The sequence below is a fragment of the Halobacillus alkaliphilus genome, assembly GCF_900113125.1.
In the GTDB taxonomy this organism is placed as follows: Bacteria; Bacillota; Bacilli; order Bacillales; family Halobacillaceae; genus Halobacillus; species Halobacillus alkaliphilus.
The window spans coordinates 1-11,523 of record NZ_FOOG01000069.1; the positions used below are offsets into that span (position 1 = coordinate 1).

The window sequence follows — 11,523 nt, forward strand, 5'->3', positions numbered from 1 at the left end:
AAAAGGATGGCGGTTTTCCAATCCGTTGATGAACGGCTTATGGCTCGAGTGTCTGGGTGATGGAACAAGACGAGTTATTTCCCCACCAGCCCTCTTCCACATAGAGTAACGGACCCAATTTATCTCGAAACTGAGTCTTCAATTAACCGGCCCGATAGTGTAGTAAGTATTTAAAAAAATCAACCATAGCTTTAAAGCAGAGCCATAAAAAAGAACAGGCTGCCCGCTTGGACAGCCTGCTTACCCGATTATACGTCTTTTTTAGAAATATACCAGTCGATATATTCAATGCCTTCTTCCTCGGCACGTTTCGCTGCTTCTTCTTGTGACTTCGGAGGTGAAACAACGGCCTTATCTCCTTCCTGCCAGTTAGCAGGGGTGGCTACGCCATGTTCATCCGTTGTCTGAAGAGCTTTCACCAGACGCAGGATTTCCTGCATGTTTCTTCCGGTCGTCAGCGGATAATAGATGATAGACCGGATCTTCTGTTTATCATCAATGACAAATACAGCTCGGCTTGTTTCTACCTGGCTTTCTCCTGGCATTATCATGCCATATTTCATAGCCACTTGTTTATCAAGATCGGCAATAACAGGAAATTCAATGTTTGTATTAAAGTTTTCTTCGATACTTCTAATCCAGGCAATATGGGATGGAACACTATCAACGCTTAATCCAAGCAATTCTGTGTTCATTTCTTTTAATTCAGGGTAGATTTCCTGAAGCCCCACAAACTCTGTTGTGCATACCGGGGTAAAATCTGATGGATGAGAAAATAGCACAAGCCACTTGCCTTTATAATCTTCTAATGAGATGTTTCCTTGACTGGTTGCCGCATTAAAAGTTGGTGCGTCATCTCCAATTCTCGGCATTTGTACTTGTTGATTTGTTTCTGTTTGTTCCATTTTTCTACCTCCTTTTAAATTAAAAAACCCTCTTGGGTATATGTACCACCAGACCCCTGGTGGTTAATCATGGAATTTTAATAAAAGGGCAAAAGACTTAATTACACCCCAGGAAGCCACGAATTCACAGAATTAATTTCTAAATAGCCTCATGCGCCTCCCTTCCTTCCCATATAGTAGTAAAAAGATTACCATGCTTAGGAGGTCCTACCATGGATATAAACGTGAGAAGCGGGGATACGCTCTGGTATTACTCTAATTTATTTAATGTACCATTAAAACTGATTATAGATTCCAATCCCCAAGTAAACCCTTCCGCCTTAGCTATTGGTCAGATCATTAAAATACCAGGCTACCAAGTAAGTTCTTATAAGATTCAAGCGAACGATACTTTTTGGAAAATCGCTACCGAAAGACGTATAGCTGTCGACTCGTTAGCTTTACTGAATCCGACTGTTAATCCGAGACAGTTGCAAATCGGACAATCTGTACGAATTCCTGTAAAAGTTACCTACCGGGTAGTGGATGGAAATCAGGCATACGACTACCAGGTTTTAACCGGACACTTGAATGAACTATTTGAAATTTATCCCTTCATTCGAAATGAAACCATCGGCCAGAGCGTAATGGGAAAGAATTTGGACGAACTTCAAATTGGACGGGGATCGAAAATCGTCCACTGGAACGGGTCCTTTCACGGCAACGAATGGATTACTACCGCTGTAATTATGCAGTTTTTAAATGATTATTTGTTATCTTTAACTAACAAAGAGTCGATTCGCGGTCTGGATGTCAGTCCTTTTTATGATCAAGTCACGTTATCCATTGTTCCGATGGTGGATCCGGATGGAGTTAACCTGGTCCTAAATGGTCCACCTGAAGGGGAATTTGGCCAGGAAGCACTTAGAATCAACCAGGGGAGTACGGATTTTTCTGGATGGAAAGCGAACATACGTGGAGTGGATTTAAACAACCAATATCCTGCTAAATGGGATGTGGAAGCAGCGAGAAAACCAAAAGAACCAGCATTCAGGGATTTTCCTGGCTATCAGCCATTAACAGAGCCTGAAGCAATCGCCATGGCTGAACTTGCAGGAGAACGATTATTCGAAAAAATGTTAGCATTCCATACTCAGGGCGAAGTCATTTACTGGGGTTATGAGGGACTTGAACCGCCAAGAGCTATGACGATCGTGAATGAATTCGGCCGTGTCAGTGGATATGAACCCATCCGTTACGTGGACAGTTATGCTGGATACAAAGACTGGTTTATAAAAGTGTACCGGCAGCCAGGCTTTACTGTGGAACTGGGCGAGGGTGTTAACCCCCTACCTCTCAGTCAGTTCGATGAAATCTATCAGGAAACGATCGGTATTTTTCTTGCCAGTATGTATATGTAAAAAAAACGATGCCTGTTGCGGCATCGTTTTTTAGTTATTCTTAGGGACCAACGAATTTACGCTCTAAACATTTTTATAAAACAACCTTGGCTTTTTCTAACACTTCTCTTTATTTAAGGACTTCGCAGGTGCGTGAGGAAAAAGTTTGTTTTAAAATGGACATAGTAATGATAAGGAAAGAAGGTGGCAGCATGAGTAATAAAGAAATAGAAGATAAATTACAAGAAGGCATCTATGGTAAAAAACAAATCAGACCCTCCGAACGTAAGCGTTTCTTAGGTACGATTAGAGAGCGCGTAGTCCTGGCGATCACGAAAGGTCAATTGATGCAGGACAATTCCCTCAAGGAATTGGAGAAAGCCATGCAACAGCATCCAGATACAAAACTTTTACTAAATGGTGACGTATCTCCGAAATTTATGAAGGAAGAAAAGAAACTGGCAGCTAAGTATAACATCCCCTACACGAATGTTATGAATAAGGATGCGCATTCAGATCTTGGTGCTGTATTAACTTACGATTATGCCGTCGATATAGAAGATATTTTCGTTCCTGAACATGAAGAAAAGACCGAAGAAAAATCTCAAAAATCCGGTATTTTATCTACGGTTAAAAGCTGGTTTACTCCTAAATAAGCCTTGTAATTTTAGAAATCCTATTCAAGGCTGTCAGGTAAGATTGCTCAATGGATTCACGAAAACCAACTCACATAAAAAAGACCCTCCTGCAAGGGAGAGTCTAATCCAGTTATCTTTTTATTATAACTTCGACTGATCCATGTGCCCGTCATGCTCTACGATTACTTTCAGTGCTTCGTCATAATTTTCTTCAGGAATTTTGAAATTGAGTACATGAGTAAGATGACGCTTATCAGCCATCGCATCGTCATCTTTTTTGGTACTGAGTAGATCTGTGAAAGCAAATGTACCTCCTCCGGTATTGGCTGATCCGCTCGCAGGAACGATTGGCGTTAGATCCGCTTCTTCCGGGATAGGCTCCACGGCTTCCTGTTCGATATTATACTTCTGCAAGGATGATTTTGCGCTTTCTGCATCGTTTTCCGTTCTAAAATACGCTTCTACATGTTTAGCCATCGTCTCCATCCCCTTTTAAAAGTTTCTACTTTGTATAATATCCTTTTTGTCACTTTTAAAACGTTTACCCTCCCGCCCCTTTAATAATCTCGTTACTCTTCCAGTAAAGCTCCCTTTTCTGTAATACTCAGTTTCGAGATAACTCGGGTCCGTTGCCAAAAAACGGGGAGGGGCGGCTACGGAAACAACTCGCTTTCCTACGGGGGAACTGGCAAGCCTCCTCAGTCGTTTTCACTCCTTGTGGGGTCTCGCCTAGCTCCTTCTCCCGTGGGAGTCTCGTCGTTTCCTCCGCCACCCTAACGACCTCTAGTGAACGGACCCTTACTACAGGAGACAGGAGCAATAGTGTGTATCTCCATCAAATGCTTCTAGTACAGGGTTCCTACATGTAAATAACCTTTAAAACTTAGGGTGGATTATAGGTGATCCTTGCTCAATAGAAGGCGATTATGCAGACATTTTGAGCTCTCCATGATCGCAAAGGGGCGGAAGGGAACGGCGAAGATTCCTGCGGGATGAACATGATCGGTGAGATCCCGCAGGACTGTTAAGCCCGAGGAGGCTCAGCACAAGGGATGTTCGACTAAGATCGCCACGTCCTGTGGCAACGTCGAACGACCCTGCGTCGTGCAGGGCCGCGGAAAGCGAATCATCCACCGCAGGACCTTAACTACAAACCAATATCTAGAAACTGAGTCTTTCAGTAACCGACTCTATTGTTTAATAAGCTGCTTATGATACTTGGTGAGTATATCTTTTATGTAAGCAATTAAACGACAAAAAGAGCGCCTTCTGTTTTAAGAAAGGTGCTCTTTTGCCAGATCAATTTGGTTGTAGACTTGCTGAAAACCGGTAGCTCCTTCGCTGACCCGCGCAGCCACTACTTGTTCAGGAGCCAATTTGTCGTAGATATCTTCTTCAAACAGCTCAGAAAATTGCTTGTATTCGTCCATCGTAAGATCCAGCAGATACTTGTTTTGATCGATCGCATACAACACAATTTTCCCAATCACTTCATGAGCCTGACGGAATGGAAGTCCCTTAACAGCCAGATAATCAGCGATATCCGTCGCATTCGAATAATCTTCCTTAACTGCCTGCTTCATATGGTCAGCTTTTACATCCATTGAATCAAGCATAGGAGCAAGTAAGGACAAGGCCCCTTCTAAGGTATCCACGGTATCAAACATACCTTCTTTATCTTCCTGCATATCCTTGTTATAAGCGAGCGGCAGCCCTTTCAAGAGCGTAAGCAGTCCCATCAGATTTCCGTAAATCCGTCCGGTTTTACCGCGCAGCAATTCAGGAACATCAGGGTTCTTCTTTTGCGGCATGATGCTTGAACCTGTGCAGAAGGCATCATCCAATTCAATGAAATCAAACTCCTGGCTGCTCCATAAAATGAGCTCTTCGGATAACCGGGAAATATGGGTGATCATAATAGAAGAAATAGATAAAAACTCTAAGATAAAATCACGGTCACTGACGGCATCCAGGGAGTTCGGATAAGGTTTATCAAAACCGAGCGCATCGGCTGTCATTTGTCTGTCAATTGGGTAAGGGGTTCCAGCCAGAGCTGCCGCACCAAGCGGTGACCAATTGATACGTTTCACACTGTCCTGAAGGCGTTCTTTGTCCCGTTCAAACATCCAGAAGTAAGCGAGAAGATGGTGTCCGAAAGATACTGGCTGCGCCCGCTGCAAATGAGTGTATCCTGGAAGAATCGTTTCTACGTGAGACTCTGCCTGATTAACAAGCGCTTTCTGAACCGATTCCACGAGTTCCACCAACACATAAGTTTTCTCTCTTAAATAGAGGTGCATATCCGTTGCAACCTGATCATTACGGCTTCTGCCGGTGTGAAGTTTTCCGCCGACCGGACCGATTTCATCAATCAGCATTTTTTCGATATTCATATGAATATCTTCATCCGCTACGGAATAATTGACATCTCCAGCCTGAATTTTCTTTTCAACAGTCTTCAAACCACTTTGAATCTCTTCCACTTCTTCCTGAGTGATAATGTCGCATTTTCCAAGCATGGCTACATGAGCAAGGCTCCCCTGGATATCCTGCAGCGCCAGTTTTTGATCAAAACCGATGGAAGAGGTATACTCTTCCACCAGCTTATTGGTAGGTTTGGTAAAACGTCCGCCCCATAATTTACTCATGGACGGTCACCAGTTCTTGATCAAGGAGTTTCTTCCCTTTATGAACATCCGCATGTACTTTGGTCGGAAGTCCCCATAGTTTGATAAATCCAACCGCAGCGTTATGATCAAAAGCGTCATTTTTAGAATACGTGGAAAGCTCTTCGTTATAAAGACTAACGGGAGATTTCTTGCCGATTACATTGTGATGTCCTTTGAATAGTTTCACTTTCACCGTACCTGTAACCACCTGCTGAGTGGAGTCCACGAAAGCGGACAGGGCAGGCTGAAGCGGTGAATACCATAGACCATCATAGATAATCTTAGCCAGTTGCTGATCTACACTTGTTTTATATTGAGAAACTTCTCTTGTGAGCGTTAGGAACTCGAGCTCCTTATGCGCATTGATCAGGATCATTGCACCAGGATTCTCATACACTTCTCTTGATTTAATGCCGACGAGACGATTCTCGGTATGATCGATTCTGCCGATCCCATGCTTGCCGCCGAGTTCATTCAAGTATTCAATAAGTGGAACAAGATCCATCTGTTTACCGTTCAGTCCGACAGGCTTTCCTTCAACAAAATCAATCTCTATTGTTTCCGCCTGGTCCGGTGTTTCCTCCAATGGATTCGTCCATGCATAAGCCGCTTCCGGAGCTTCAGCCCATGGATCCTCGAGAACACCTGCTTCACAGGCACGGCCCCAGATGTTGGCATCAATTGAGAATGGATTTTCTAAATTAACCGGCACCGGAATTCCTTTTTCTTCAGCATATTTAATCTGTTCGTCACGAGTCATTCCCCACTCACGGACAGGGGCAATTACTTCAAGATCTGGATTCAGCGCCTGGATGGAAACTTCGAAACGTACCTGATCGTTTCCTTTTCCAGTACATCCATGAGCTACAGCAACCGCGCCTTCCTGTTCAGCGATTTCAACGAGCAGCTTAGAAATTAACGGACGAGACAGAGCGGACGATAAAGGATATTTCCCTTCATACAATGCATTCGCTTTTAGGGCAGGCATTAAATATTCTTCAGCCAGGATTTCTTTCGCGTTAATCATGACCGCTTTAATGGCTCCCACGTCAAGTGCCTTCTGACGGATGGTCTCAAGATCTTTACCTTCTCCAACGTCCAGTCCAACAGCAATCACATCATAATCATATTTTTCCTGAATCCATTTTACTGAAATTGAAGTGTCCAATCCACCTGAATATGCTAATACTACTTTTGGTTTCGCCATAATAAATACCTCCTAAGAAATTGTAGAACATGTCTATTTCCATAAAAAAATCCGCCTCTTATTACTTGTAAGAGACGGATTCTGGTTTTAACCATCCGCGGTGCCACTCTCATTGTCTATGATCATAGACCAACTCGAAACTGATAACGGGTGTTCCCGGAACCGGCTACTTTTTCACCAGTCTTCTCAGAAGTGCGTTTCTGTATAAATGAACCACCGGGCTTTCACCAACCCCGGCTCGCTGCTGCTTCCGTTTATACATACTCTCTTCGTCTGCGAATGTATTTTTATTATTTGATGTTTATAATTATACAAAATTGAGTGAGGAAGTCAACAGGAAAACGGCAAAAAACTTAAATTTATAGAAAGTTAGTTAAATAGCCTATACATTCCATACCCTGTTAGACAGTAAAAAAAGCGACTGCATGGGCACAGTCACTTTTTATGCATATTAACTTATAAAAATAAACCCGATAATTCCGGCCATCGCTACATAGAACAACATAGGAAGAAGAGTAATACGAATAATCGCTCCTTCTTTTCCAACCAAACCGACAACGGAGGCTGCCGCTACTACGTTAACGACACAAATCATGTTTCCTGCGTTCGATCCGATGACCTGTAAAGCCACAACTTGCTGACCACTTGCTCCAATTTGATCTGCTACACTGAATTGGAAAAGAGAGAACATCATATTACTGAATGTAGCACTCCCTGAGATAAATGAACCAAGCGCACCTATAATAGGAGCAACAAGCGGCCAAGCCCCTCCTACTCCCTCGGCCACAAGAGCAGCAAGCTCCATTGGCATGCTCAGGAGACCAGCTTCATTGACACCAGAATTGATGAAAATTCTTACCATCGGCACAGCTGTAAGTAAGGCAATAATCGTGCCAACCATAGAGCTTGCAGATACCTGAATGGTTTTTTTAACTGCCTCTTTAGACATACGGTGGTAAAAGATCGTGAGCAGGACAGCAATCACAAAGATCGTCCCCGGCAGATACAGCGGTTCGAAGGCAGTGGATAAATTCGTTCCCAGGATATTTTCCCATTTCACTTCTACAGCTGTAAGCCAGGCTTTAAATGGAAGAACATTGACACGAGTCAGGACAAGCAGGACAGCTACAGCCACATAAGGAAGCCAAGCTTTGTAAAGTGGCATGGTCCGAGCTGCTGTCTCGCTAAGAGCTTTTTCCCCTTTGAAGGTCCACGGCTCTTTCGGAAGAAGAAACCCTTTCTTAGCCGCTGGCACCACAATAGCCAGGCCAACCAGACCACCAATAATGGACGGAAATTCAGGTCCAAGGAAAGTAGCTACCATGAATGCAGGGATTGTAAAGCTTAAGCCTGCAAATATAGCAAACTTCCAGATAGCAAGTCCTTCGCGGAAAGAACGATTTTCACCGAATAATTTTGTAAGAATAATAACAAGAATCAGCGGAATGAAACTCCCGATAAACAGATCCATCATCACTGCAGACTGAGCCACCTCCTGAATGAACCCTTCAAGCGGCTGGTTTCCAAGACTAGCTTGTACCTGCTCGGCGACAGCATCTCCTTGCTTCAGTCCCTGATCAACTCCAACGATCAGCGGAGTTCCTACAGCCCCAAAAGAAACTGCGCTGCTATCCGCAATCAGCGATACGGCTACAGCAGCTAAAGGTGGAAAGCCAAGCGTCAAAAGCAACGGAGCTGCAATGGCCGCAGGTGTTCCAAATCCTGCTGCTCCTTCTAAGAAAGACCCGAACAACCAGGCAATAATAATTACTTGAACTCGACGGTCCTCTGTAATTCCAGAAAAACCATTTCGAATCGAGTCCATAGCACCGCTGTTACGTAAGGTATTCAGCAGTAAAATCGCCCCAAATACAATCCAGATGATCGAAACGGCAATCATAGCCCCTTCCATAGAAGCAGCTGCTATTCGAATCGCAGGAACCTCCCATACGATAAAAGCCAGTACGGCTACAATTCCAAGGCTGATCGGCATCGCCGTTACAGCAGGCAGACGAAAAATAACAAGAAAAATAAAAACGGCCAATACAGGCATTAAAGCTGTTAAAATCTCTAAGTAAGTCATGGAACCATCCTTTCAATATTCTCATCATATTAAACTATTGGATAGAATACAGTATCATTATTGTGAAATATTTCACAATCTATATATATTATAATATAAGGAATTGTTAAATCATAGGCTTGACTTTTCAAATAAACTCCCGATTGTGGAATAACTTATTATAATTATCACAACAGCTTTTTAGACAGCCTATTTTAGGAAAGCTATGATTCCATTTTGTCGTGCAGTCATGTTATAATAATCGAAGTTAATTTAATAAAGTCTGTTTTTAAACAGGAGAGGTTCTAGCTACACCCTCTATAAAAAACTAAGGATGGAATCATACCTTGCCTTAGGTATGGTTTTTTTATGTTTTTGGGTGAGTGGAATTCTCTTTTTCTTTGCGAAAGGGGAATTTTTTTATGGAAAAAAATAATAAAGCTATCGTTGTGTTCAGTGGCGGCCAGGATAGTACCACATGCCTGTTCTGGGCATTAAAAAAGTATGACGAAGTGCAGGTTGTCACGTTTGATTATAATCAGCGTCATAATGAAGAGATCGAGGTAGCCAAAGAAATTGCCGTGGACCTTAAAGTTAAGCATCATGTGCTCGATATGTCCCTGCTAAATCAGCTTGCTCCTAATGCGCTGACGCGTGATGACATTGAGGTAACCGATGGAAAAGACGGAGGTCTTCCTTCTACATTCGTTCCAGGTCGAAATCTATTGTTCCTGTCTTTTGCTTCGATTCTGGCTAAACAGATTGGAGCGAAGCATGTCGTGACCGGGGTTTGTGAAACAGACTTCAGCGGCTATCCAGACTGTCGTGACGTATTTATTAAATCTTTGAATGTCACGCTCAATCTATCCATGGATGATGAATTTGTCGTCCACACACCGCTTATGTGGCTCGATAAAGCTCAAACATGGGCACTTGCTGATGAGCTCAATGCTTTCGAGTATGTGCGTGAAAAAACCTTAACTTGCTATCACGGTGTCCGCGGCGATGGATGTGGAGAGTGCCCGGCCTGTGAACTACGCCAGAAAGGACTCGAAGCCTATCTGGAACAAGGAACAGAGGTGAATCGATAATGTACGGTTTTACCATTGTTGAAAACCTGCAGAAAATCGATCAGGATATTAAACGTCATGAATTGAAGTACCATAAAAAACGCGTGATGGTCAGCAAGGAATTCACATTTGATGCTGCCCACCACCTTCACTGTTACGAAGGGAAATGTAAGAATCTTCACGGCCACACGTACCGGGTGGTGTTTGGAATCAGCGGATACGTGGATGATATTGGCATCGTAATCGACTTTGGAGATATTAAAAATATTTGGAAAGAACAAATCGAAATCCACCTGGATCACCGTTACTTAAATGATACACTGCCCCACATGAATACAACGGCGGAAAATATGGTCGTCTGGATTTATGAAAAAATGGCAGCCGCTCTTATCGAGCGATCGGAGGGACACCGGATGGAGTTCGTCAAGCTTTATGAAACACCTACCAGCTTTGCGGAAGCAAGACGGGAGTGGATGGCGGATGAGTAAATTTCCTGTACTTGAAATATTCGGGCCTACCATTCAGGGCGAAGGCATGGTAGTCGGACGTAAAACGATGTTCGTTCGAACGGCCGGCTGTGATTACAGCTGCGCCTGGTGCGATTCTGCCTTTACCTGGGACGGCAGTGCTAAAGACGAGATCGAGCGTCTGACGGCGGATGAAATCGTGAATCGCCTATTAGAAACAGGCGGACGCCACTTTGACCACGTAACTATTTCCGGAGGCAACCCGGCGCTGTTAGCTAAACTTGATGAACTGATTGAGCCGCTTCACGCCAGGGGCATTGAAGTAGCTCTTGAAACGCAGGGCAGCCGCTGGCAGGACTGGTTTCCTGAGATTGATGATTTAACCATATCACCAAAGCCTCCAAGTTCGAAAATGAACACAAACTGGCAAGTTCTTGATGATATCATTGAGCGGCTGCTGGAACGGGGGCGCCTGGCAAACGTCAGCTTGAAGGTTGTCGTCTTCAATGATGAAGATCTAACTTACGCTGAACGTGTCCATGAACGTTATCCAGATGTACCTTTTTTTCTTCAGGTGGGAAATGATGACTTAGAAGAAGATGCTCCTCCTGCTCTGGCAAGCCACCTCTTAGATCAGTACGAATGGTTAATTGATCAAGTGGTTGCTTCTGAAAAGTTAAATCATGTCCGCGTACTGCCGCAGGTTCATGCTTTAGTCTGGGGAAACAAGCGAGGCGTTTAACTCTTCCTCTACTCAATATAGCTGTCTATAAAAAAAGGTGTCCAATTTGGACACCTCAGGCTGTCGAGAAAGTCTCGGCAGCTTTTATTTGTTTTCCTTTTTTAATAGATCACCGCGTTAATTTGTTATAATAGCTATAACTTATCAATGAAAGGTGATTTGATGTTTCAATCCAAAACTGAACGTCAAAATGAATTCGAAATGGTTGCCATTGAAGAGCTTGTCCCAGAAGATCATCTCCTCCGTAAAATTGACCAATGCATAGATTTTTCTTTCATTCCTGAAAAAGTCCGTCCTTACTATTCAGAAGACAATGGCCGTCCCTCTTTGGATCCTCTTGTTTTATTCAAAATGATGTTCATTGGTTATATCTATGGCGTTCGT

General features: G+C 43.4%; 11 protein-coding genes, 1 riboswitch and 1 other annotated feature. Of the genes, 6 read left to right on the top strand and 5 right to left on the bottom strand.

The window, feature by feature from the left end; all coding sequences use genetic code 11:
• Positions 1-248 precede the first annotated feature (248 nt).
• A complete protein-coding gene (locus BMZ06_RS19675; RefSeq protein WP_089754837.1) occupies positions 249-905 on the bottom strand; it encodes a peroxiredoxin in 657 nt (218 codons plus the stop codon).
• A gap of 212 nt (positions 906-1,117) precedes the next feature.
• On the opposite strand from BMZ06_RS19675, the gene BMZ06_RS19680 reads away from it, so the two are divergent.
• A complete protein-coding gene (locus tag BMZ06_RS19680) occupies positions 1,118-2,305 on the top strand; it encodes a M14 family metallopeptidase (protein WP_089754838.1) in 1,188 nt (395 codons plus the stop codon).
• A 191-nt stretch (positions 2,306-2,496) separates the two neighbouring features.
• Positions 2,497-2,940, top strand: a complete 444-nt coding sequence (locus BMZ06_RS19685) for a YueI family protein (protein WP_089754839.1) — start codon at positions 2,497-2,499, stop codon at positions 2,938-2,940.
• Positions 2,941-3,063: 123 nt separating this feature from the next.
• Here the strand turns inward: BMZ06_RS19685 and BMZ06_RS19690 are convergent, their stop codons facing one another.
• From BMZ06_RS19690 to BMZ06_RS19705, 4 genes are all read right to left on the bottom strand, one after another.
• The gene (locus tag BMZ06_RS19690; protein WP_089754840.1) at positions 3,064-3,399 is read right to left on the bottom strand and encodes a hypothetical protein; all 336 of its coding nucleotides are present in this window, start codon (positions 3,397-3,399) and stop codon (positions 3,064-3,066) included.
• Between the two features lie 797 nt (positions 3,400-4,196).
• Positions 4,197-5,570: an argininosuccinate lyase gene (gene argH, locus BMZ06_RS19695; RefSeq protein WP_089754842.1), complete on the bottom strand. Its 1,374-nt coding sequence runs from the start codon at positions 5,568-5,570 to the stop codon at positions 4,197-4,199.
• Entirely contained in the window at positions 5,563-6,798 is a 1,236-nt protein-coding gene (locus BMZ06_RS19700) for an argininosuccinate synthase (RefSeq protein ID WP_089754844.1), read from the bottom strand. The genes argH and BMZ06_RS19700 overlap by 8 nt, the downstream gene beginning before the upstream one ends.
• A gap of 67 nt (positions 6,799-6,865) precedes the next feature.
• Positions 6,866-7,083 (bottom strand) — a binding site (T-box leader).
• Positions 7,084-7,249: 166 nt separating this feature from the next.
• A complete protein-coding gene (locus BMZ06_RS19705; protein ID WP_089754846.1) occupies positions 7,250-8,881 on the bottom strand; it encodes an L-lactate permease in 1,632 nt (543 codons plus the stop codon).
• Positions 8,882-9,153: 272 nt separating this feature from the next.
• Positions 9,154-9,198: riboswitch (PreQ1 riboswitch) on the top strand.
• A gap of 84 nt (positions 9,199-9,282) precedes the next feature.
• On the opposite strand from BMZ06_RS19705, the gene queC reads away from it, so the two are divergent.
• The 4 genes from queC to BMZ06_RS19725 all read left to right on the top strand — a co-directional run.
• Positions 9,283-9,951: a 7-cyano-7-deazaguanine synthase QueC gene (gene queC / locus BMZ06_RS19710; protein ID WP_089754848.1), complete on the top strand. Its 669-nt coding sequence runs from the start codon at positions 9,283-9,285 to the stop codon at positions 9,949-9,951.
• Positions 9,951-10,418, top strand: coding sequence for a 6-carboxytetrahydropterin synthase QueD (queD, locus tag BMZ06_RS19715; RefSeq protein WP_089754850.1), 468 nt, complete (start codon positions 9,951-9,953; stop codon positions 10,416-10,418). The genes queC and queD overlap by 1 nt, the downstream gene beginning before the upstream one ends.
• Entirely contained in the window at positions 10,411-11,139 is a 729-nt protein-coding gene (gene queE, locus BMZ06_RS19720; RefSeq protein WP_089754852.1) for a 7-carboxy-7-deazaguanine synthase QueE, read from the top strand. The genes queD and queE overlap by 8 nt, the downstream gene beginning before the upstream one ends.
• A gap of 162 nt (positions 11,140-11,301) precedes the next feature.
• Positions 11,302-11,523: transposase (locus BMZ06_RS19725; RefSeq protein WP_139205868.1), on the top strand; the 222-nt coding region annotated here is incomplete at its 3' end.

Bases quoted from the DNA above. Each gene is read 5' to 3' on its own strand.
- BMZ06_RS19690 (WP_089754840.1), bottom strand. From the start codon at position 3,399: ATGGCTAAACATGTAGAAGCGTATTTTAGAACGGAAAACGATGCAGAA.
- queD (WP_089754850.1), top strand. From the start codon at position 9,951: ATGTACGGTTTTACCATTGTTGAAAACCTGCAGAAAATCGATCAGGAT.
- queE (WP_089754852.1), top strand. From the start codon at position 10,411: ATGAGTAAATTTCCTGTACTTGAAATATTCGGGCCTACCATTCAGGGC.
- queC (WP_089754848.1), top strand. From the start codon at position 9,283: ATGGAAAAAAATAATAAAGCTATCGTTGTGTTCAGTGGCGGCCAGGAT.
- BMZ06_RS19680 (WP_089754838.1), top strand. From the start codon at position 1,118: ATGGATATAAACGTGAGAAGCGGGGATACGCTCTGGTATTACTCTAAT.
- BMZ06_RS19700 (WP_089754844.1), bottom strand. From the start codon at position 6,798: ATGGCGAAACCAAAAGTAGTATTAGCATATTCAGGTGGATTGGACACT.
- BMZ06_RS19705 (WP_089754846.1), bottom strand. From the start codon at position 8,881: ATGACTTACTTAGAGATTTTAACAGCTTTAATGCCTGTATTGGCCGTT.
- BMZ06_RS19685 (WP_089754839.1), top strand. From the start codon at position 2,497: ATGAGTAATAAAGAAATAGAAGATAAATTACAAGAAGGCATCTATGGT.
- argH (WP_089754842.1), bottom strand. From the start codon at position 5,570: ATGAGTAAATTATGGGGCGGACGTTTTACCAAACCTACCAATAAGCTG.
- BMZ06_RS19675 (WP_089754837.1), bottom strand. From the start codon at position 905: ATGGAACAAACAGAAACAAATCAACAAGTACAAATGCCGAGAATTGGA.